Annotated in this window: 17 protein-coding genes; 3 read left to right on the top strand and 14 right to left on the bottom strand. The window is 48.3% G+C overall.

Features of this window, described 5'->3' with window-relative positions; translation table 11 throughout:
* Positions 1-85 precede the first annotated feature (85 nt).
* Entirely contained in the window at positions 86-2,458 is a 2,373-nt protein-coding gene (locus KVT36_RS19065; RefSeq protein ID WP_217605053.1) for an ABC transporter permease, read from the bottom strand.
* Between the two features lie 232 nt (positions 2,459-2,690).
* On the opposite strand from KVT36_RS19065, the gene KVT36_RS19060 reads away from it, so the two are divergent.
* Positions 2,691-3,101 (top strand): hypothetical protein, encoded by a 411-nt coding sequence (locus KVT36_RS19060; protein ID WP_217605052.1) that lies wholly within the window; start codon positions 2,691-2,693, stop codon positions 3,099-3,101.
* 24 nt (positions 3,102-3,125) lie between these two features.
* Positions 3,126-3,266 carry a hypothetical protein gene (locus KVT36_RS19055; protein WP_217605051.1) on the top strand — a complete coding sequence of 47 codons (141 nt, stop codon included), beginning with the start codon at positions 3,126-3,128 and terminating at the stop codon, positions 3,264-3,266.
* A gap of 37 nt (positions 3,267-3,303) precedes the next feature.
* Here the strand turns inward: KVT36_RS19055 and KVT36_RS19050 are convergent, their stop codons facing one another.
* Positions 3,304-4,881 carry a metallophosphoesterase family protein gene (locus tag KVT36_RS19050; protein WP_217605050.1) on the bottom strand — a complete coding sequence of 526 codons (1,578 nt, stop codon included), beginning with the start codon at positions 4,879-4,881 and terminating at the stop codon, positions 3,304-3,306.
* A gap of 24 nt (positions 4,882-4,905) precedes the next feature.
* Positions 4,906-6,747, bottom strand: a complete 1,842-nt coding sequence (locus KVT36_RS19045; RefSeq protein WP_217605049.1) for a cytochrome c peroxidase — start codon at positions 6,745-6,747, stop codon at positions 4,906-4,908.
* Positions 6,748-6,895: 148 nt separating this feature from the next.
* On the opposite strand from KVT36_RS19045, the gene KVT36_RS19040 reads away from it, so the two are divergent.
* Positions 6,896-8,020: an ankyrin repeat domain-containing protein gene (locus KVT36_RS19040; RefSeq protein ID WP_217605048.1), complete on the top strand. Its 1,125-nt coding sequence runs from the start codon at positions 6,896-6,898 to the stop codon at positions 8,018-8,020.
* Positions 8,021-8,028: 8 nt separating this feature from the next.
* Here the strand turns inward: KVT36_RS19040 and KVT36_RS19035 are convergent, their stop codons facing one another.
* From KVT36_RS19035 to KVT36_RS18985, 11 genes are all read right to left on the bottom strand, one after another.
* Complete coding sequence (locus KVT36_RS19035) at positions 8,029-8,937, bottom strand: glycoside hydrolase family 43 protein (RefSeq protein ID WP_217605047.1); 909 nt, start codon at positions 8,935-8,937, stop codon at positions 8,029-8,031.
* 43 nt (positions 8,938-8,980) lie between these two features.
* Complete coding sequence (locus KVT36_RS19030) at positions 8,981-9,370, bottom strand: DUF2809 domain-containing protein (protein ID WP_217605046.1); 390 nt, start codon at positions 9,368-9,370, stop codon at positions 8,981-8,983.
* Positions 9,371-9,487: 117 nt separating this feature from the next.
* Positions 9,488-10,771, bottom strand: a complete 1,284-nt coding sequence (locus KVT36_RS19025; protein ID WP_217605045.1) for an ATP-binding protein — start codon at positions 10,769-10,771, stop codon at positions 9,488-9,490.
* 16 nt (positions 10,772-10,787) lie between these two features.
* On the bottom strand, positions 10,788-11,117 hold the full coding sequence (locus tag KVT36_RS19020; RefSeq protein ID WP_217605044.1) for a circadian clock KaiB family protein: 330 nt from the start codon (positions 11,115-11,117) through the stop codon (positions 10,788-10,790).
* A 304-nt stretch (positions 11,118-11,421) separates the two neighbouring features.
* Entirely contained in the window at positions 11,422-13,152 is a 1,731-nt protein-coding gene (locus tag KVT36_RS19015) for a lectin (RefSeq protein WP_254640089.1), read from the bottom strand.
* Positions 13,153-13,359: 207 nt separating this feature from the next.
* Positions 13,360-14,535, bottom strand: a complete 1,176-nt coding sequence (locus tag KVT36_RS19010; RefSeq protein WP_217605043.1) for a glycoside hydrolase family 71/99-like protein — start codon at positions 14,533-14,535, stop codon at positions 13,360-13,362.
* A gap of 181 nt (positions 14,536-14,716) precedes the next feature.
* Positions 14,717-16,258 (bottom strand): RagB/SusD family nutrient uptake outer membrane protein, encoded by a 1,542-nt coding sequence (locus KVT36_RS19005; RefSeq protein WP_217605042.1) that lies wholly within the window; start codon positions 16,256-16,258, stop codon positions 14,717-14,719.
* A gap of 114 nt (positions 16,259-16,372) precedes the next feature.
* On the bottom strand, positions 16,373-19,366 hold the full coding sequence (locus KVT36_RS19000) for a TonB-dependent receptor (protein ID WP_217605041.1): 2,994 nt from the start codon (positions 19,364-19,366) through the stop codon (positions 16,373-16,375).
* 179 nt (positions 19,367-19,545) lie between these two features.
* Positions 19,546-21,399: a carbamoyltransferase gene (locus tag KVT36_RS18995; protein WP_217605040.1), complete on the bottom strand. Its 1,854-nt coding sequence runs from the start codon at positions 21,397-21,399 to the stop codon at positions 19,546-19,548.
* Between the two features lie 6 nt (positions 21,400-21,405).
* Positions 21,406-21,555, bottom strand: coding sequence for a DUF5989 family protein (locus KVT36_RS18990; protein ID WP_217605039.1), 150 nt, complete (start codon positions 21,553-21,555; stop codon positions 21,406-21,408).
* A gap of 107 nt (positions 21,556-21,662) precedes the next feature.
* Positions 21,663-21,905 (bottom strand): SxtJ family membrane protein, encoded by a 243-nt coding sequence (locus KVT36_RS18985; protein ID WP_217605038.1) that lies wholly within the window; start codon positions 21,903-21,905, stop codon positions 21,663-21,665.
* Between the last annotated feature and the right edge of the window lie 4 nt (positions 21,906-21,909).

Raw genomic sequence — 21,909 nt, 5'->3', positions numbered from 1 at the left:
CATTCACTTTTACATTTATCTCGTTCATAAAGTCTTTTAAATGGTCTCTATGAACCTCCTTCGCCGGTTTGAAATTTTACATTGTTCACTCTGCCCGCAAGCTCTTTACCGGATTAGCCAGCGCTGCTTTTATAGCCTGGAAGCTTACCGTGCCCAGGGCTATTAACAATGCCCCCACTCCGGCTGTAACAAACACCCACCAGCGGATGGTTACGCGGTAGGCAAAATTTACCAGCCACTGATCCATGGCCCACCAGGCCACCGGCATCGCAATAATAATAGCAATGATAATAAGGGTTAAAAAATCCCTGGATAACATAGCAGCAATGTTCAGCACACTGGCGCCTAATACCTTGCGGATGCCTATCTCCTTCACCTTTACATGTGCCGCATAGGTAGCCAGGCCAAACAATCCCAAACAGGAAATTAAAATAGCAATGATGGTAAAATAGTCAAACAATGCGCCGGTTTGCCGGTCGGACCGGTAGAGGTTATCAAAGGTTTCATCCATGAACCTGTATTCCAGCGGAAAATCAGTATTATACTGCGGCCATAATTTCTCCACCGCTTTAATGGCGGCGGCTGACTGTCCGGCAGTGGTTCTTACAAACAGCTGGTTACTTACCGGCCGGTAATAAAAAATAAAGGGCTGGATCTTTTCTTTCAGGGATGCAAAATGAAAATCCTTTACCACTCCTATAATAGTGCCGGTGTTCCCGTAAAACGTAAGGCTTTTGCCCAGCGGGTCTTTAATGCCCGCCTCTTTTACCGCGGTTTCATTCAAAATAAAATGTGCGGAATCTGCCTTGCTGCCGGTAAAATTGGCGCCGCTTGCCAGCTGTAGCTTAAAGAAGTCCAGGAAATCCTTATCTATACCCAATGGATGCACGAAGAAGCTCAGGTTAGGATCCTTGCCTTCCCACTTTATATCTACGGTAGCATTAGGCACACTCACAATATTACCGCTGGCTGCTGTAACGCCCTGTATGGCAGGCTGGCTGCATAAGGTAGCGGCTACTGCATCCAGGTGGCCCAGCATGTTACGCATGTTAAAGGAAAACACGTATGACTTATCATAGCCTAACTTTTTTTCCCTTATAAAGCTCAGCTGCCGGTGAATGATCACCGTGCCAATAATTAACCCGATAGAACATACGAACTGGCATACCACCAGCACCTTGCGGAAAGCTATGTTGCCAATACCCCAGGACAGCTTGCCTTTTAATGCATTTAAGGGTTTAAAGGATGATAACAGCAGCGCCGGGTAAATGCCGGATGCCAGCATAGTAGCCAGCACGGTAAGCCCGATCACCTTCCATAAACCCGCATCCAATACATTGAGGTGCATTTGCTTACCTGCAATATTGTTGTACAAAGGCATCAGGGCCGTCATTAATACAAAGGCCAGGCAAAGGGTGATCACAAAGAACAAAAAGGTTTCTATTACAAACTGTGTGATCAGCTGCTGCCGGCCCGCGCCAATGATCTTGCGCAGGCTTACTTCCTTAGCCCGCAGCATAGCGCGCGCGGTGGAAAGGTTAATGTAGTTAATAACCGCTATGCCCAGGATAAGCATAGCCACAATGGTAAAAATGTTCACCAGCTGCTTACCCTCCGCACTGCCATCCGGTGCATGAAGATGTATATCTGTAAGGGCCTGCAAGCGGTATTCACCTATCTCAATGGGTTTAAAGCCGGGTTGATGTTTAACATTGATCTTTGTAAGCTGATCTGCCACTGCTGTTATGGATACCCCGGGTTGCAGCTGCAAATAGGTGCCCCATGCGTAATTACCCCAGTCTTCATCCAGCGAGGACCAGTAGCTTCCCTGTACCTGGTAGCGTTTTTGACACAGGCTGGTGGGGAACAGCATATCCGCCTTTAAAGAAGAATTTTCAGGAAAATCTGCCATGATACCGCTTACAGTAAAACTCTCTTTATTATTAGCGACCAGTATTTTCCCCATAGGATCTGCTGTTCCAAAGAAACGTTGTGCGGCAGTTTGGGTAATGATCACGGATTGTGGGCCGGAGAAAGGTTGTTCCCGGCTGCCTTTTAACAGCTTATAATCAAACACCTTAAAAAACGATGAGTCCACGAACAGTCCCTGGTTACCGCTAATTACTTTGTTGCCATAGCTGAAAAAGGCATAGTCCCCATTCCCCATAATGCGTACAGCGTTTTTTACGCCGGGCACCTCCTTTAATGCATGAAAGGCAATGGTAGCCTGTGTTACATCATACACGCCCTTGCTTAATCCTGTGCCCAGCGCCGTATTTACCCGGTAAATGTTAGCGGCATCAGTATTAAACCGGTCAAAGCTACGCTCATCATTTACCCATAACAATATTAGTAATCCCACGGCCAGGCCTACGGTAAGGCCAGTAATATTCAGCGCGCTGTAGAACTTATTATTCATTAAGCTGCGCCAGGCAGTTTTGAAGTAATTTTTGAACATAAACGGTATTATAAGGGGATGGATAACTGCTTACTGCCCCAAGAGGGGTGCCGCCTTTTCAGGTATTTCAGATTCAATGTGTTAGATAGCAAAATGTGTAGCAAAATGTCCGGTTTTGATACAAGCGTGTGCGCTGTCGAACAATTGGCCCCGGAAAATTACAGCTTCCCCCCTTTTGCTCTGGCAGTTTTTTGATGGAATAACTTTCTTTGTGCTCAATAATCAATGAACCATGAAACGTTTTCTGACAAATCTTTCAGTGCTGCTGTTACTGGTTACCTTCAGCTATTGCCAGAAGAACGGCAGCAACGGGCAACAGTACCGGTTTAATGGCAGTATGAATGTGGATGAACGTACCCGTACCTATTTGCTAAACCTGCCGCCCCATTATTACGATAACGACAGCGCCTCCTTTGCGCTGGTACTGGGCCTGCACGGTGGCGGCGGCAGCGCTGCGCAGTTTGAAAAGGATTACCATTTTACTGATAAAGCTAATGCGGCGGGTTTTATTGCCCTGTACCCGAATGGCATACAAAGTAACGGCCCCCTGGGCCTGCGCACCTGGAATGCAGGTACCTGCTGCGATGCAGCCATGGAGCAAAATGTGGATGATGTAAAATTCATCCGTGAGCTGATCGATTAATGGACCTCCTGCACCAATAACATAATGATGCAGCTGTACCTTACAAAAGACGGCGGCCATGCCTGGCCAGGCTCACAAAAGGTAAGGGCTAAAGCAGATACGCCTTCTACGGTGATCAATGCAAATGATGTGATCTGGGATTTCTTTCGGCGGTATACGTTATAATATGTGAGCCACACCTTGGAGATGTGGCTCACGTATTTTACTTTACATTTACCTCAAATACATCTTTCACGCAATTATAAACATCCTCTACCTCATACACCGTTTTACCGGCTTTGGGCGTTACCTGTAAGCTGCGGCTGGTAGCTTTTTTCTGCCCTTTCCATTTATACTCGCCTATAAAGGAAGCAGTGAGCGTTAGCTTCTCTCCTTTTTTTGCATGAATAACCTGGTGCTTGTTTACATCTTTCATCATCACAAAATGATCCCTGATCTGCCCATCGGCACAGATCCATTTTAATTCCAAACGGTTACTGTCTACCTCTAACATAGAGGCGCCGCCTATTTCATAGTTGGAATAATACATGGCATTATGCGGGTAGGTCATTTGCTTATTGCCGGAGGCGCCTGCGGAACCTGTTACCACGTACACGGTGCCGGTATTGTTGCCATCTTTAATGTAAGGACAGGCATCTTCAGAACCATCGTATAAAGCGGTGGAATGGTCCAGCACATGCTTGCTGGAATCAAAGGTAGCTTCCATACCATAGTGGCCTTTCATTAAGCGGGAGCGCTCATACAAATGGCTATGCCCGCAAAGGATCAGGTCTACCCCATAACGTTCCAGTATGCGGATGAAGTTCTGGCGGATCTGCACCAGCTCCCCTTCCCGGTCTGAGTTGTGGGATCCCATGGTGTAGGGCGGGTGGTGCCAGTAAGCAATTACCCAACCGCGTTTGGTGTTCTTAAATGCTTCCAGGTCTTTCTTGATCCACTGTACCTGTGCGCCGGTAGTATCGTACAGGCGGGTGGCGTTATCTTCTTTGCCATAAGAGTCCAGTGACAGGAAATGGATGTTGCCAATATCAAATGAATAGAATGCCTGGGTGTGGGAAGGTACGCCGCCTGCTTCGCCTTCTGTGGGCATGGAAAAGTTGTGGTAATACGCAATATCGTGCGTGGTTTGCGCGGTGGCTTTAAACTGGTACAGATCGTTGTAATCATGGTTGCCCGGTGAGGGGAACACGGCATATTTCTTCAGCAGGTCATCTTTATAAATGTTAAAGAATTTTTCCTGGAACTCCGGGTCCTGGCCGTAAGTGTAGGCATTATCGCCCAGCAGTATCCAGGCATCCATGGGTTTATTGGCTATGTATTTTTCTACCTGGTCGCGTACATCGCGCTGGCGGGTGGAGTTGTTGCCGCAATCGCCAAACACGCCTATACGGTAAGCACCTTCTGTGCCGGGTACGGGCAGGGTTACAAAATGATTATTGCTATCACCCTGTATCATTGCGCCATGGCCGCCGCCAATGGCATAATAATACCTGGTGCGGGGAGTAAGCCCTGTTAATTTCACCTGGTGCTCAAAGGTAAGCGCAGGTTCCTGCGCTGTACTTTCCAGCTGATTGGCGGCTGTACCGTAATTTACCACGCTGCGTGTCATGGTGGTAGTGCGCCAGCGTATAATAATACTGTTGCTGGTAGCTACCTGTAAATAAGGGCCTCTTAATAATACCGGCACTACGGTTGGGTTGCGCTGCTCTTGTGCATTTGCGGGTGCAGAACCTGCCATAATAATACACATGCAGGCGAGTAAAAAAAGTGTTTGCTTCATTGGTTATATGCTAATGTTGATGGTTTAATTGGTTATGGGATCTTCCAGCGCATGCAGGAAGCTCACAATATCATTCACCTCTGTGCCGCTTAACTGTAAAGGTGCGGCAGCCAGTGTTTGCTGCGGCACCTGTAAGCCTAATCCCCGGCCGCCGCCTTTGTTGTAAAACTCCACTACGCCTTGCAGGGTGCTGAAAGCGCCGTTGTGCATGTATGGCCCGGTGGCCGATACATTGCGCACAGTAGGCGTTTTAAATGCCTGCTGGTAATATTCAATGGGAAAAATATTAAAGCGCCCCTGGTCAGTATCTGCTTCCGGTTTGTTAAGATCATCTGTGCGGGTAGTGCCTAATACTTCCAGCTCTGTAAAGTTGTACAGCGGTGGCACCAGCCCGTTAAACAGGGGTGCAAAGTGGCAGCTGCCGCATTGGCCTTTGCCCATAAATAAGTTGAACCCGCGTTGCTGCGCGCTGTTCATGGCAGCGGTATCACCAGCCATGTATTGGTCAAAAGGCGCGTTAAACGGGCTTAGGGTGCGCACGTAAGCCGCTATGGCGGTGGCTATTCCAGGTGTAGTGATAACACTGTCATTGAATGCCTGCTTAAAGAGCTGCCGGTATATTTTGCTTGTTTGCAGCTGCTGCAGGGTATTAACTGCATTGCCATTCATTTCCTGCGGATTAGCTACTACTGCGCTTACCTGCTCCTCCAAGCTTTTAGCCCGCCCGTCCCAGAACTGCGCGTACTGGTAAGCTGCGTATAATAAAGAGGGGGCGTTCCTGCTTATATGTGAATGGCCGTCAAATGCCACGCTGGCGGGCAATGCATCTGTAAAATGCAGCCCCGGGCGGTGACAGGTAGCGCAGCTTATTTTGTTGTTGCCGGAAAGCGCCCTTTCTGTGAACAGTGTTTTGCCCAGGGTAATTAAGCTGGTATTTAGTGTGCTGCTGTCTGCAGGAAATGCATTTCTATTGATGGCATCTTTACTGAACAAATGTGCGGCGTCATAATTAAGCACTCCACCTGTAGTGTTCTGCTGCAGGTTTAGCTCTTTGATCAGCAAGCCCAGGTTATGCTGTAACGGTAAGGCATATACTGTTAAGAACTGCAAACGGTTAAACGTATCAAAGTTTTGATTAGCCTGCAACAGCTGCAGGCAGCCGGTCAAATAATATTTAACACTATCTGCATGCGGCGCATGCGTTTGTAAAAAAGGGGTAAGAATATGCTGAAGACCCTGCATGGCAGTATATGATTCCGTGATGCCGGTTTTTAACAGCGGTGCATCATAACCGGTAATGCCAAGGGTATACACGCGGATCAGCTGCAGGCGCACGCTTTCCAGCAGCTGGTTATCAGTGGCGGTGAAACCATATAACAAAGCAGCCATATCCTGTGCGGAGGAATTGATAGCAGCTGCCTGCTGTAGTAATTCTTTTTGATGTGCGGGGGCGTCTTTTTCAAACAGCAGGCTTTCTATTACCTGTAAGCCTATAGGCGTCATGTATTCCATATAGGGCTCTTCTATTTCGTACTTGGGCGGGCCGTTATAGATCATAGCAGCGCTGCGGAAAAAGTATTCCAGAAAAAACTCTATGCGTTTATATTGCAGGCGGCATTGGGTTAATGCCTGGCGTGCCTGCAAAATGGTTTGCGGATGCTTTTCATCTATGGCCTGCAGGGCGGTTTGCAGCTGTGCAGTGGTGGCGGCAAAATCCTGCGCACCTGCTTTAAACCAGGCAACAGCCGGTGTTACCCCTATATTGGTATGAGTGGGATAACCCGTGCTGAACAACGCCGGCAGGCAGCTGCCCAGCGCCATGCATAATATAATGATCTGTTTTTTGAAGCCCTTTTTTTCCGGCATAACTGTTAGATGATTGCCAACCCCGTTTATTTTCAATTCATTAACGAAATAACAAAGAAAATACGTTTTATGTTATGCCAGTATTAAGTATGATGAGCGTGCAGCAGCAATAACATTCATTATAAAAATCTATTATATTGTGAGCATTATGTCGTTCCTCAGTAACCTGTTCCGAAAAACCAGTCCTGCGGCATCTGATCCTCAGGATCAAACCATTCCACTTATTCCGGCGGCAAACAATACCTGGCGCATTCCACTGCTTGACCTGCGCGCGGTTACGCTTCGTATGACCGCTACCTCTTCCGACCCGCAAATGGCCATGAATGCGGTTTCGTATAACCAGGAAGATGGGAGTTCATTTGCCGGTATTTCACCTGCGGAAACCACTACTATTGAAGGCGGTATTACTGTAGCTACAGATGGTAAGCTGGCGCCCGGGGTATTATTTATTCCGCAAACCATGGAGCATAAGTGGGCCATTTATTTTATGGATAACACGCTGGTATTTGTACGCAGCTGGTTAAGGCAGGTGCTGGTAACCGCTACCACTGTACAGCAGCACAACCAGCTAACTGTTAAAAGCATTACCGGCAAGTTCCTGGAAGATGAAGCTCCTGCTTTTACCAGGGCCATTGTGCGCTTTTTGCTGATGAATTATGCCATTGGCGAAGTAGTGCCTGCACCGCTGCCGGCTGTTTTAAAAGATTATCCGCGGGATGCGGCGTTATGGGCCTTTTCCATTTACGGTAAGCTGGCTCAGATAGGCACCTTTAATGAGAATTTTGTACCGGTTGTAAGCAAACCTTTACGCTCCCACTCCCTGTTACATATTGCTGTGGCCCGGAGTAATATGGCGGATATTGAAAAATATGTACTGGAAGGTTTTCCTGTAAACAGCCTGGCCAGGGATGGTTTGGCCCCCCTGCACTGGAGCCTGGCCTGTGAAACTACGGAGCCTATGGAAAAGCTGCTGGCGCTGGGGGCTGATCCTAATGTACGATCTGCCGAAGGCGCTACGCCTGTTATGAATGCCGTACAATCCAATGCTGCCAGGCATTTTAACTTGCTGGTGCTAGCCGGGGCTGATGTGAATGCGGCAGATGCACGCGGATTTACCGCCTTACACCGTGCGGCCGAAATGGGCCATGTGCATATGGTAAGGCTGTTGCTGGAAAACAGGGCTAACCGGCATGCAGTGGCTATGGAGCATACCGCGTTGTCATTAGCGGAGGCTATGAAACGCACGGAGATCATAGAGCTGTTACAAGATTAATACAACTTTTACTTTACCGGCACTACACCCTCTGAGGTCATCAGCACCCGTTTCAACGTACCATCTGCATTATAGAACAGGTAATCGATACATACGGAGCGGCGGTAACTATCGCCATGCGGCGGCAAACCGCCATTGTGATAAATAAAGTAAGTGAGGCCTTTGTATTCCAGCAGGGCCGGTGAGTTGGTCTGGCAGTTACCTGCTATTTCATTTACAATACCTTTAAACTCCCAGGGGCCATGAATGCTGCGGCTCATGGCATAGGCCACCTTTTCCGGAAACTGGTAACCGTATAACAGGTAATACCAGCCGCCTTGTTTATGGATCCAGGCGCCTTCTGAAAAATCAGGCAGGTCTACTTTTTTTATCTCTCCATCCAGCTCCGTCATGCTCTCCTTCAGCTTTGCATAATAACACATGCCATTGCCCCAGAACAGGTATGCCTGCCCGTCATCATCAATGATCACAGTGGGGTCTATATCATCTTTATCACTATCAATAAAGGTGGTCATATCATTACTTACCAGCGCTGATCCGCGGGCATCTTTATACGGCCCTTCCGGGCGGTCTGCCACTGCTACGCCTATAGCGCGGCCGGGAATGGTATTATGTTCCACCGCCACATACCAGAAGAATTTGCCGTGGCGCTCAATGACCTGTGAAGCCCAGGCCCCGCCCTTTACCCATTTGAAATCTGCGGCTTTTAAGGGAATGGGATGTTCTGTCCAGTTAACCATGTCTGTTGAAGAAAAACACAACCACTCATTCATGATATATTTGTACTGGCCGGGCGGCGCTTCATCATGACCGGTATACAGGTATACCTTTTCATTAAAAACAATGGCGGCAGGATCTGCGGTGAACTTATGCCTGATCGCCGGGTTGCCGGCAGGCGTTTGATGCTTGTTGTTCATTATCCGGTTATTTTAAAAGTACAGAATAACCGGAAGGCAACAATTATTGTACCTGCGAAACCGGTGCTGGCCTTAACTTATCAAGCAAAAGGATGAATAAAACACCCAGGGTATAGGCCAATATATCCGTCCATTCAAAATGGTTACCGATTACAATATTGGCCAGGCGCGAGTGCTGCAGGCCCAAATGTTTTACCAGGTTAAAGTACTGCAGCGTTTCTATTAAATAAGCAAACAGCAAAACGCCAATGGCTAAGGGTTTCACCGGCGCCTGTAAAAACGTGCTTACAAAACAGTACAGCAATATCACTACTAAAAAATCGCCAAAATAAGGACGTATAAAACTATCATGCACATACACGGCAATCAATACTTCTGTAATAAATAACAATACGGTGAGCACAAAAAATTTCCAGCTGAAACGAAATTGCATAGGTAAAGGATTGCCGCAAAGATAGTATTTGCGCAGTAACATTTATAAAAGCGAAATGCAGCGCCCGTTACGGTGCTGCATTTGCTTTTTTTCCCTGTGACTTGCATTAAATTTCCGCTAAAACTGCTGTAGTGGTAACACTACAATAAATTCTGAACCTATTCCCTCTATACTATGTGCGGTAATTAAACCACCGTGTTTATCTACAATCTTTTTTGCGATGGCCAACCCAATGCCGGTACCTTCATACATACCCCGCGGGTTTAAACGGCCAAAGAGCGAAAAGATGTTACTCATATATTTCTCATCAAAACCAATGCCGTTATCTTTTATAGAGATGCGGCAAAAAGGCCCATCGTGCTGTTCCGGCGCTTCAAAGCTGCGGGAGTGAATGCGGCGGCCGCTGATAAAAACGCTGGGTGATATATTTTGCCGGGAGAACTTGATGGCATTACTGATCATGTTCTGGAACAGCTGCCGGATCTGCCCTCTGTTGGCTTCTATGGCAGGCAGATCCTCTATTGTAATGTTGGCGCCTTTTTCCTGGATGATGAGCTCATAATCTTCCAGCAGATCGTTCATCAGCTGCTGCAGCTCAATATGCTCATATTTGATCTGATTAGAGGATAACATAGAGTAGTTCAATATATCATCCATCAGCTGCTTCATTCTTTCTGATGAGCTAATGATCTTACCCAGGTACATATGCGCATCTTCAGAAAGACCGTTGATCTTTTTCTTCAGCAGGCTGGAAAACATCTGGATCTTACGCAGCGGCTCCTGCAGGTCGTGCGAGGCTACGGATGCAAACTGCTGTAGGTCATGATTGCTGAGCTCCAGCGCATGATTGATCTGTTCCAGCTTATCGTTCTGCTGCTTTAACTGCCGTTGTGTTTCTTTTTCTGAGGTAAGATCTGTGATGATGATACTGATGGCAAAACCTCCGTCCAGTTCCAGCTTGGTGAGGGACAGCTGTACGGTTAAACCTTCCTGCGCATTCCTCAGCATCACTTCCCCAATGGTATCTTCCATCCATCCTTTTTCCTGCAGCTGTTCAAAGTGGCCCTGGTAGTCTGGTTTCACAAACTGGCTGAAAGCAAGGCCTATTACGCCGGAGAGAGGAGTATCTATCATATTGGCAAAGCGGGAATTACTATAAAGTATAGTACCCTCTTTGCTGATAGTAACAGCGCCTTGTGCCATTTTCTCTATAAAGCGGCGATAGGTAAGATCAGTACTGGTTAATGTGTACATCTCATTGCCCTGTTCTCCCTCTACTATTAATGCATCCACTTCCCCGGAACGGATGGCGGCTATTGTATCTCTTGCTTCTTCCAACGCAACACGCAATTGCTGCACCTCTTGCTGCAGCGTTTCATATGACGGTTTGCCTTTTTCCATACTTATGTTGTAAATCTCAGGTTGTAAGTCTCAATCCCTGTAATATCTTCTGGCAGTTGGACATATTACCAACCAGTGTTTTTGCGGATAAGGATGTTTTTATAATGAGTGAAGGCACGGCTGTAATGTGGTCTTTTTGCGCCAGCTCATGATCCTGGAAAATATCAATAACCTCTAAAGCATACCTGCCTTTAATGTAAGTGTCGCAAACACTGACCAGGTTCAGCACAGCTTTGGCGGAGTTAGCGGACGCTCCGCTAATGAACAGGCGCAATGAATACTCTGCGCCGCCACTATCATCATTTGTCACTCCTACCGTATTGTCTTCTACATGTACTCCTTTCATGTTCAGTTATTTTAGGGGGCTTATCACTAATAGGAATTTACCCGGTGGACAGAATTAAAAAAAGATATGGTTTAAACAGGAAAGGCAAATGCCGTGCCAGTGCCGGTTACTTACCTGCTTTATATATGGGGAAATTGCTACACAAACTGAAGAAATAAGCGATGGCTGCCGGGACGTTATAATGGCCACCAGCTACCTTATGAGGGGCAGTGCCCGCTTGGTTACCAAAAGGCAATGCCGCCTGCAGCATAAAAACTGTGGCGGCATTTGCCTTGCACAAACTGTGTATCTGCGCATTTATTTTTTACTGGTTCACCCGGAATTTTTCCGTGGCGCCGGCAGTGGTACGGGTACAGGTCATGGGCTGGGTACCGTTTTCCCCGGAAATAAATGCCCCATTGTTGCCTTTCAGGGAAATGGTGCCATCAGCATTGGCTATCCAGTCAAACTGCTCCCAGCCGCCAATGGCAGTACGATTGCAGGTTATGGCCTGGGTACCGTTCTCAGAGCATACGTATTTCCCCAGGTTCTGCAGGGCTACTTTGCCGTTGCCCACATTTACCACGGTAAACTGCTCCCAGGGGCCAACAGCCGTACGGTTACAGTTCATGGCCTGGGTGGCATTTTCGCTGCATACATAGAGGTTATTGGCTGCCTTAAGGGTAATGGTTTGCCCAAAAGGTATATTGCCATTATTATTACCCACTATGGGCTGGGTGGGGCGTGTGGCGGTAAGGCCCAGCTGCCCCTTCAGCATACGGGCCCCATCGCCGGTAAGGCGCAAGTAATAATCTGCGGAACAGGCTACCCCATCCTCATCTAATGCCCAGAAGCCGGAGCCGGCGGGCACAAAGGAAGCATTTTCAGCTGTTTTGGCGATCTGGTTACCTTCATTATCCTCATCGAACATAGAAATGTAGATGCCCTGGGCGCCTACACGTACCATGTTGTAAAACTGGCGCCACATAAAGTCGCCATGCGCGCGCTGGCGTTCCTGCAGGTCACCAGGCAGCACGCAGGGCTGGTAGTCGATACCGTTCTGGTTACAGTAAGCCTGATCGCCAACATTCACGTTGTTGTAGAAATTGTCTGATTCACCGGCGCTGCCAATGCGGCCTACCATCCAGGGTGATAACATGTTGAATGCCTTATACACATCCAGGAAGCCGGTACGGGAATCGGAGTTGGCTGGTGCAGTACGCCACCAGGTGGGCACACCGCCAATTACATAACAGCCCTGGCCTTTGAACCAGTTAATTACATCCAGGCAGGCTGCGGCGGAAAAGTTGTGGTTGTTGTCGTTAAAGCCAAAGCCCCAGATACATACAACCGGCTTGCCATTTTGCACGGCATACGCGCTGGACGAGGTGTAGGCTTTCATTTTGTTGGTCCAGTCGGTTTTTTTTTCCGATTGCATGTTGGTCCAGCCGCCTACATCATACATAATGTAAAATTTACGGCCATAGGTTTCTGCGGCCGTTTTCACTTTGGCGGTAATGGCATCGCGCACCGGCCCTTCGCCCCCTGTGGGGTTGAAGCGTTGCAGGGCGGCGCAGTCAATACCGTACTGCTGCATCCATTGAAATTGTACGTTCACAGTCTGGTCTGTGAACGATGAAAATAAACGCGCCTGCTGCCCGTTGCCCAGGTTAGGGAAGCTGGTGGCAAAGGTGGTGGTGTAATCCCTTACATCCGGCCACGATTTCATGCCTTTGTTGGTGGGTGAAGGTGACTGGCCCCAGTCCTGGGTCCAGTGCCACCAGGCGTTAATGGGCGATCCGTCGCCGGTACAGGCAAACCAGCCCTGGTAACCAACGGTCACCTTTCCCACTACGTCGCCCACCGGGGAGGCTAAAGGGGTGGCAGCCATTTTGTTCAAGGTAGCGCCTTCTTTTAATTGTTTTTCGAGGTCCTGCTTGGAGCAGGCAGCCAGCAGTCCAATAGCAAAGAATAACAGTACATTTCTCCAGTTAATGGATAACGTGGAATACCGCCGTATGCTGCCGGCGAACGCATTTTTGGTGCTCGTTTTCATTTTACAGGGTTTTGAGTTAATTACGAATTGTCAATTACGAATTGGGTACTGCGTGATTGAAGTACACCGTGAGTCGATACGAATTGATAGTTCGTAATGGAGATAGGGTTTCTGAAAAGGTTTTTAATATGGTTTATGGATTTAAAGGCTTGTTATGATCAGCTTTTGGCTTTTGGCTTTTAGTGTTTAGTGTTTATTGTTTAGCAATCAGCGTTGGGCGTTCCGTACGGGCATTACCGTAGTTAACGGTTTTTCTTTCCGCAGCATTTTTGCGGCTTCTCCGGTGAGCCATAAGTACAGATCTGATGGTTGTCCATCCATATTAATGAACGATACATTTTTAGCTACCGGCGGATTATCCGATACTTTAAAAATGGCGGTGCCTTCATTCACTTCATCAAACATGGCTACGTAGATCATGCCTGCACCGGCCAGTATGGCGGTTGACAGCTGCTGCCAGTAAAAACGGCCGCCCTGGCGGGGTATGGAGCCTACGGGTTTTACATCGTCCGGGAACTCATACTTACTCAGGTTATGCCAGCTGAACCCAGGACAAACGCATGGAACATACTCAATATTGTTCCGGCGGCACCATTCCATATCATCTACTATCATATCGCGGTAGCGGTCCATATCATTATGCAATAAGGGCGAAAAGCGCTGTACCATCCAGGGCAGAATTATATCCGCCTTTTTGATGATGGTGTGTAAATATGGATCGTGAATACAATCTGCATTCAGCTCCCGCCAGGCAGTGGGCACGCCTAACATTACCGTGCAGTTGCCATATACAGGATCGTTCTTCAAAAAATCTATTAACCTTTCCAGGCCAATGTTGCGGATATCATAAGGCCGGTCCGGAAAACCAATGCCCCAGATGCATACCACCGGTTTACCATTCTCATGCAGGTAAGTATTGGCGCCGCTCTGGCGCGTTACTTTCAGGGTGTCTACCAAATATTTCCAGTCCTCAATAATAGAGGAACAATCTTCTCCTTTACCTTTTAAACCAGACAGGTCGTACATTACAGCAATAGCTCTTTTGTATTTAGAAGCTGCTTCCAGCGCATTGCCAAGAATGGCGGCGGCTTCTTTTTTACCGCTGCCTTCGCGTGTTACGTTAAAGAAGCGCTGCATAAACACGCCATCTACACCATATTCCTGCATCCATTTAAAATGCAGATCCACTGTACTTTTATCCAGTGAGCTAAAGAAGCGGGCTTTGCTACCGTCTTTTAAAACAAAGGGTGTTTCGTAAGTTTTTTCGTATTCACTTACATCCGGCCAGGCATCTATGCCGCTGCGCTCTTCGTTTCCGTAAGCATAGCGCCGGGCAGCGGAGCCGTCTCCTGCCGCCCGGAACCAACCCTGGTACCCAGCCATAATCAAACCCTTGTAGCTGGGGTAGAGCGTTTTTTCACTATGCTTTTGAGCAATTGATGACGTGGAATAATAACATAAAAAAAGGCTGATAAAAAAAGATACTATTCTCTGCATGGTTTCACATAAAACGGTTAAAAGTAAGTGGTTAGCGGCGGAAGTTCTCCACCGCTAACCACGCTTATCAATACCCTGGGTTTTGCTGCCACTGCGGGTTGCGGAGCATTTCGTTCGTGGGTATGGGTGTTAAATATTTTTGTGCCAGCGCTGCCGGGTTACCCGCTACTGCGGGGTTGATCGGATTTTCCAGGCTGCTGCGCTTGGCCAGGATCTGCGGCAGCAGCTGCAGGCGCACAATATCAAACCAGCGTATGCCAAATTCACCTGCAAACTCATAAGCCCTTTCCTGTACTACGGAATCGCGGAAGGCATTCAGCGCCAGGCCGGGTGTAAGGTCTGCCAGGCCGGCACGCCTTCTTACCTGGTTAATGGCTGCATAACTTTCTGAAGTGGGTGCATTAGCCGCCATGGCAGATGCTTCTGCATAGTTCAGCAGCACCATTGGATAGCGGAGAATGTCCAGCGTTTTGTTGGTGCTGGGATTGGCGGAGATAATGGCGTTATCTGTTTCCACGATACCATCGCCAACGCCTGAACGGAATTTCTTGTAATACGGATGCCCGGCATGTGTTTCTGTGGAGCTCCAGGGCACCAGCTTAAAAGTTTTGTTAGGCTGCAGCAGTTTAATAGTGGTGTAAAAAGTAGCATCGGTACGGGCGCATTTGGGTGCGGCCTGGTAAAAGCTGATCTCCGGGTAAAAATCGTCCCAGCCACTGTTACCGTTCAGCGCTACTTCATCCAGCGGCATGCAGGAGGAGCCAAAGGTACGCTGTGGCAAACCGCCTGCTACATTGAACTGTAAAGAAAATACAGATTCCGCATTATTATTGGTGGTGAACACTTTTGCATAATCGGGCACCAGCGTGTACTGGCCTGATTTAATTACTGCATCTGACTGCTCTGCTGCCAGCGCATAGTTAGCAGTTTGTTTCAGCGGCCATCCTGCCATGGTTAAATACACCTCTGCCAGCAAGGCTTTGGCTGCCTGCTGATTGGCTTTGCCCGGTGCGCCGGGAAAAGAGGCGGGTAAAAAACCGATAGCGGTTTTAAGATCGTTTACGATCAGGTTGTACACACTGCTTACAGAATCCCTTGCAGGGCGTGCATCTACATCCAGCGGTTTATCAATTACCGGTACAGGGCCAAAAGTGCGCACCAGCATATAGTAGCTGAAGGCTCTTAAATAAAAGGCCTGTCCTGCGTAAGCATGTTTTACATCATCTGCAGCATCTACCTTTTCATAATTGGCAATGACATTGTTAGCCTGGTAAATGGCTGTCCAGGGGCCCTGCCATACGTTATTCAAACGGCCGTCTGCATCGGAGTTACCATTTAGCTGGTCAAATAAACGGAAGCCCAGCTTATTCAATCCCGGATCTGTGGTAAGATCATCGGAACCAAAACAGGGCGTGCTATTGCTGATGTTGGCATAAGCTGCATCTACCGCCAGCTGCAGGTAAATAGAGGCTACTGCGGCATCCAGGTCAGAAGCTGTTTTAAAATAAGTGCCTGGTGTAAGGCTACCCTTCGGATCTTCCGTTAGCTTCTGACAGCCAGCACCTGAAAGGGTGAGGGCTAACAGAAAAGTGATGTATCTCAATTTCATTATAATTAATAATTAAGAATCAATAATTAGCCTGTTTTTAGCTTTTGGCTTTTAGCCTTTAGTCTTTAGCCTTTAGCGTTCGGCTTTTGGCTTTTTGCTTTCTGCTTTCTGCTCCTAAAAGCCTGCCCTTAAACCAAACGTATATGTACGGGGATTGGGGATCACGCCCATTTCCAGGCCCTGTGTAATGGCATTGGTGGCGTTGGTGATCTCCGGATCATAACCCGGATAGTTGGTTACGGTGAAAAGGTTTTGCCCGCTCACATATACTTCCAGGTTGCGCAGCTTCACTTTGCTTAACAGGGATTCCGGTATGTGATAAGAGATAGACAAATTCTTCAGCTTCATGTAGCTGGCATTGTACACATAACGGCTGCTGTTAATAAAATTGGTGCTGCTTTTACTGAAGGTGGGATTGTCTGTTTCATGCGTGGGTGTCCAGATGTCCAGCGCATCCTGTGTGGTAGCGTTACGCGCATCGCCCAAACCGCCCCAAACATAGGCCAGGGTTTGTGAATAGATCTGGTAACCGGTAGCGCCCTGGAACATAAAGCTCAGCGTAAAGTTGTCGTACTTAACATCATTGATAAACCCGAACGTGAATTTGGGTGTGCCGTTACCAATTGTTTGCAGGTCTGCTGCGGTGTATTTTTTATCGCCGTCAACATCCACATATTTTGCATCGCCGGGTTTCATACCAAACAGCGCAGCTTCTGCTGCTTCCTTGGCTTTCCAGGTGCCCAGGAACTTATAGCCGTAAAACTCGCCCAGGGGCTGCCCTATCTTCAGGATAGATACATTGCTTTGCGGGGAGCCGATGTTGTTCACCACAATGTTATCCAGCCCCCCCAGGTCCACTACTTTATTGCGGTTAATGGAAGCGATCAGGTTACTGCTCCAGGTTAATTTTTTAGTGCTGATGGGTGTACCGCCTAAGGCAAACTCCAATCCTTTATTTTCTACACTGCCTATGTTACGGGCATAGGTGGCGCCACTGTTATAGAACGGGGCCTGGAAATAATACAGCAGATCCTTGATCTTTTTGTGATACGCATCTACCGTAAAAGTGAGGCGGCCTTTGAGGAAGGCTGCATCCAAACCGGCATCATACTGCTCCGTGCGTTCCCATTTCAGGGAGGTGGATACCGGGCTGCCCAGCGGGGTGGTTACCGTGGGTTTGCTGCCATCAAAATAATAGGGCGCACCGGTGCTGATCTGCGGTATAGTGGCATAAGGGTTTACAGCCTGGTTGCCTGTTACGCCAAAGCTGGCGCGCAGCTTCAGGTCAGAGAATATGCGGTTATCCTGCATAAACCCTTCCTTGGCAATATTCCAGCCCAGGGCCAGTGAGGGAAAGGTGCTGTACTTGTCCAGCAGGTGCGATGAGCCATCCACACGCACGGCTGCTGTTAACAGGTATTTATTTTTATAGGCGTAGTTCACACGGCCCATGTAAGACTGCAACGCATCTGCCCAGTAACCGGATGATACCAGCTGGGTGCTGCCCAGTCCTATATTATAATAGCCATTCACATAACTGATGAGGTTCACGCCCTGTGCATTGGAATTAATGTTGCGGCGGTTCTGCTGCTCATACAACGCGGTTACAGTAAGGGAGTGATCGCCAAAATCACCGCGGTAGGTCAGGAAGTTACTGTTCTGGTAAGAGCGGTAGCGGGTATTGCCCTGTGAGGCAAAGTCGCGGCCCGACATTCCCAGGCTGGTCTCTTTCCCAAACAGCTGCTGGTTCAGCGCCCACTGGATCTCGTAAGTGTTGTTGGAGGTAAAGCTAAGGCCCGGCAGTATGCGCCAGGTAAATACGCCCGTTCCCGTTAGGTTGGTGGCGCTGTTATCTACCTGCTGGTTGCTGGCCTGCGCTACAGGATTGATCTGTATGGAGCCGTATTGCGCAGAGAGGATGTATTTACCATCTGCATTGCGCACGGGCGATGTAGGATCCCACTGGGTTGCCTGTGCAAATGGATCTATCAGGTCGCCGGGGTATTGCGTATTGCGGTTCTGCGGGAACAACGCGGTTACATTCACCTTCAGATCCATTTTATCATTCAGCTTCACATCTACATTACTTCTGAGGGTAGTGCGTTTATAATACTGGTTCAGGATAAGCCCAGGCTGGTCCAGGTGGTTAAAGGAGAACATGTAGCGCACGCCGGTATTACCGCCGGATACGCTCAGCTGGTAGTTCTGGATCCAGGGACTTTGCTGCAGCTCCTTTTGCCAGTTGGTACCGCCTTTAGACTGCAGCTCCTGCAGCTGCGCATCTGTAAATGCAGCGGGATTGCCGGAAAGCTGGAACTGCGTATTTACCGTACGGGCAAAATCATACGCGTTCATAAGATCCAGCTGTTTGGGTACGCTGGCTTTACTGAACCAGGTGCTGAAATCCACACGCGTTTTGCCTTCCTTACCACTTTTGGTAGTTACCAGCACCACGCCGTTAGAGCCCCTGGAACCGTAAATAGCGGTGGCAGAAGCATCTTTCAGTATTTCCATGGATTCTATATCATTGGGGTTAAGGGATTCCACGCTGCCGCCAATGTAACCGTCAATAACGTACAGCGGTTCATTAGAGCCGGTGATGGAATTCACCCCGCGGATCCGCACGCTTAAACCTGCGCCGGGCTGGCCGTTGTTGCTGGCTACCTGCACACCGGAGGTGGTACCCTGCAATGCCTGCTCAACCCTTACCAGGGGACGTTTTACAATTTCTTCCGACCTAACGGTGCTGGTAGCGCCGGTAACATCTCTTTTGCGCTGCACACCGTAACCAACTACCACCACATCATTCAGGGAATGTGCATCTGTTTTCAGGCGTACTGTTATGGTGGCGCCATTCACAGCTACTTCCTGTTCTACGTAGCCGATGTAAGAAATAATTAGAACAGGGGAAGCTTGTTCTCCTGTGTTGATCTGAAAATTTCCTGAAGCATCTGTGATAGCGGAAACCGTGGAGGCCTTTACCCTGACCGTAGCGCCGGGTAATGGCAGGTTGCCTTCATCGGTCACAGTGCCCTTTACCATATGTTGCTGGGCATGCACATCCAGGAAAACAAATGCCATGACAAGCATTAGTACTAATCTTTGCATAACGGGACAGTTTCGATTTAAATTTTTGATTGAAATAATACTGCAAGTAAGGCGGGGCACACTAACACGGGCATTAATAACGGGCTAACGAAAAAATTAATTTTATGAAAATGCTTTAACAGAAGCCTTAACGGTTATATTATTTTTTTGCAACCCATTGGTTGTGAAGTGATTTTTAATTAATCGGGCATATATTCCTGTGCAGGAATATTTTGTACCGCTGTTTGTTTTGCCTGCTCCAAGAGGTAATTACCCATTACCAGGTAATCGATTCCGGTATGCATGAACGCCAGGAAAGCATCTTCCGGGCTGCATACAATGGGCTCCCCGCGCATATTAAAAGAGGTATTAATGAGCATAGGGCAACCGGTGAGCGTTTTAAAATCATGGATCAGCTGCCAGTATTTTGGATGGGTTGTTTTACTAACGGTTTGAATGCGGGCGGAATAATCCACATGGGTAACAGCGGGCACGGGTGAGCGGGGATCATTTAAACGTTCATAGATATTTTGCTGGTAGTTTTCCGGCACAGGAAAACGCTGCGTTGCTTTTAATGGTGTAACAAATAACATGTAGGGCGAAGGGACCTGCATATCAAAATAAACTGCGGCATCTTCTTCCAGCACGCTGGGCGCAAATGGGCGGAAAGCTTCCCTTGCTTTTATTTGCAGGTTAATGTACTGCTGCATGCAGGGGTTGCGGGGATCGGCCAGTATGCTGCGGTTGCCCAGGGCGCGGGGGCCAAACTCCATCCGGTCCTGGAACCAGCCAATAACCTTCCCTGCTGCCAGCAGTTCACTAACGCGGGCGCTGAGGATGGAAAAGTCTGCTACATATTCTGCGGTAGCGTTGTAACGGTGAATTGTGGCGGCGATTTGCTGTAGGGTATAGGCTGGTCCTAAAAGAGCGGCTTGCATAACGTCAGGAACGGGGGTTCTGGGCATTTGCTCCGCAATGTGATATACCGCCAGCGCTGCACCTAATGCGCCACCAGCATCACCAGCAGCGGGTTGTATCCATATATTATCAAAACAACCGGCCAGCAGCACATGGTAATTGGCAACACCATTCAGGGCTACCCCGCCCGCCATTACCAGGTTTTTACTTTGGGTAATACGCTGCGCTGTGCGGGCCAGTGCCACCACGATCATTTCCGTAACCTGCTGCATGGCCAGGGCCAGATTCCTGTGCGATGGGGTGATGGCGGATTCCGGCTGCCGCCGTGGAATACCCAAGAGGGCCGCCCACTTTTTATTATTGGTCATGCGCAGGCCAGTGGCAAAGCGGAAGTATGACATGTTTAATAAGATAGAGCCATCTTCCCTGATATCTACTAATGTAGAGAGGATCTTTTCTTTGAACAAGATAGTTTCCGGCGACTCCGGATCGCCGTAAGGCGCAAGCCCCATGAGCTTATACTCCCCGCTGTTCACCTTAAAACCCAGGTAATAAGTAAAGGCGGAGTACAGCAAGCCTACGGAATGTGGGAAGCGCAGCTCCTGTATTATTTTTATTTGGTTACCCTGTCCATGGCAAATGGTAGCAGTAGCCCACTCCCCTACGCCATCGATAGTAAGAATGGCCGCTTCTTCAAAGGGAGATGGATAAAATGCGCTGGCAGCATGGGATAGGTGATGTTCCGGGAAGTAGATGGGGATGTTGTTGGCATCTTCATTTTCCAATTTCTTAAACTGCCTGCGCAGCAGTTTTTTCATTTGCAGCTTTTCGTGCAGCCATACCGGTATGGCGGTTAAAAAGCTGGGCAGCCCAGCTGGTGCAAAGGCATGATACGTTTCCAGCAGGCGTTCAAACTTCAGCAAAGGCTTATCATAAAAAGCAACAGCGGTTAGCTGACTGTGGGTAATGCCCGCTTCCTGTAATACATAACGGATGGCATTTTCCGGAAAAGATGCATCGTGTTTAATACGGGTAAAACGTTCTTCCTGTGCAGCGGCTATTATTTTACCATCTATAATAATGGCAGCGGCGCTGTCGTGGTAAAATGCAGAGATGCCTAATATACAGGTAGCCAAGGCGCATTAAAATAAGGTGTAAATAAAAGGCGCCAGGGCCGGTACGCTGGTAAGCACTACCAGCACGGTAAGCAACAGCAGCATAATGAGCAGCGGCAGCAGCCAGAATTTTTTCCGGGTGCGCAGGAAAAGAAAAAGCTCTTTAAAAAATTCCATAAACGTGGTTGATCAGTGGTTTAAAATACATGTATGCTCTTAATAAAAGACGTTTACGTGCCGGTTAAAATGGTGATGATCTCCGCTTTAAACGTGCTTACCTGTTCCTAAAACGTATGCAGCAGATCCTCCTTTATATATACATGGTCCCGGTTCACCATCACGGAACCGCGGCCTTTTTTAAACTGCCGGATGCGAAGGCTGTCCTTACCGGCGAGCCTTCTCAACAGTCCAACAGGTGTAACGATGATAAAGAACAGGATGCTGAGAATAATACGGATATTAATGTATCCCAGAACCGTTCCGAACCTGACCCATGCAGCGTATAGAGCGCGAAAGAATTTTTTCATGGTG

The organism is Chitinophaga sp. GbtcB8, assembly GCF_019091455.1.
Classification (GTDB): Bacteria; Bacteroidota; Bacteroidia; order Chitinophagales; family Chitinophagaceae; genus Chitinophaga.
This window is presented reverse-complemented; position numbering and strand designations above follow the sequence as displayed.

Coding starts and splice junctions, on each gene's coding strand:
- KVT36_RS19065 (WP_217605053.1), bottom strand. CDS start 2,458: ATGTTCAAAAATTACTTCAAAACTGCCTGGCGCAGCTTAATGAATAAT.
- KVT36_RS19060 (WP_217605052.1), top strand. CDS start 2,691: ATGAAACGTTTTCTGACAAATCTTTCAGTGCTGCTGTTACTGGTTACC.
- KVT36_RS19055 (WP_217605051.1), top strand. CDS start 3,126: ATGATGCAGCTGTACCTTACAAAAGACGGCGGCCATGCCTGGCCAGGC.
- KVT36_RS19050 (WP_217605050.1), bottom strand. CDS start 4,881: ATGAAGCAAACACTTTTTTTACTCGCCTGCATGTGTATTATTATGGCA.
- KVT36_RS19045 (WP_217605049.1), bottom strand. CDS start 6,747: ATGCCGGAAAAAAAGGGCTTCAAAAAACAGATCATTATATTATGCATG.
- KVT36_RS19040 (WP_217605048.1), top strand. CDS start 6,896: ATGTCGTTCCTCAGTAACCTGTTCCGAAAAACCAGTCCTGCGGCATCT.
- KVT36_RS19035 (WP_217605047.1), bottom strand. CDS start 8,937: ATGAACAACAAGCATCAAACGCCTGCCGGCAACCCGGCGATCAGGCAT.
- KVT36_RS19030 (WP_217605046.1), bottom strand. CDS start 9,370: ATGCAATTTCGTTTCAGCTGGAAATTTTTTGTGCTCACCGTATTGTTA.
- KVT36_RS19025 (WP_217605045.1), bottom strand. CDS start 10,771: ATGGAAAAAGGCAAACCGTCATATGAAACGCTGCAGCAAGAGGTGCAG.
- KVT36_RS19020 (WP_217605044.1), bottom strand. CDS start 11,117: ATGAAAGGAGTACATGTAGAAGACAATACGGTAGGAGTGACAAATGAT.
- KVT36_RS19015 (WP_254640089.1), bottom strand. CDS start 13,152: ATGAAAACGAGCACCAAAAATGCGTTCGCCGGCAGCATACGGCGGTAT.
- KVT36_RS19010 (WP_217605043.1), bottom strand. CDS start 14,535: ATGGCTGGGTACCAGGGTTGGTTCCGGGCGGCAGGAGACGGCTCCGCT.
- KVT36_RS19005 (WP_217605042.1), bottom strand. CDS start 16,258: ATGAAATTGAGATACATCACTTTTCTGTTAGCCCTCACCCTTTCAGGT.
- KVT36_RS19000 (WP_217605041.1), bottom strand. CDS start 19,366: ATGCAAAGATTAGTACTAATGCTTGTCATGGCATTTGTTTTCCTGGAT.
- KVT36_RS18990 (WP_217605039.1), bottom strand. CDS start 21,555: ATGGAATTTTTTAAAGAGCTTTTTCTTTTCCTGCGCACCCGGAAAAAA.
- KVT36_RS18985 (WP_217605038.1), bottom strand. CDS start 21,905: ATGAAAAAATTCTTTCGCGCTCTATACGCTGCATGGGTCAGGTTCGGA.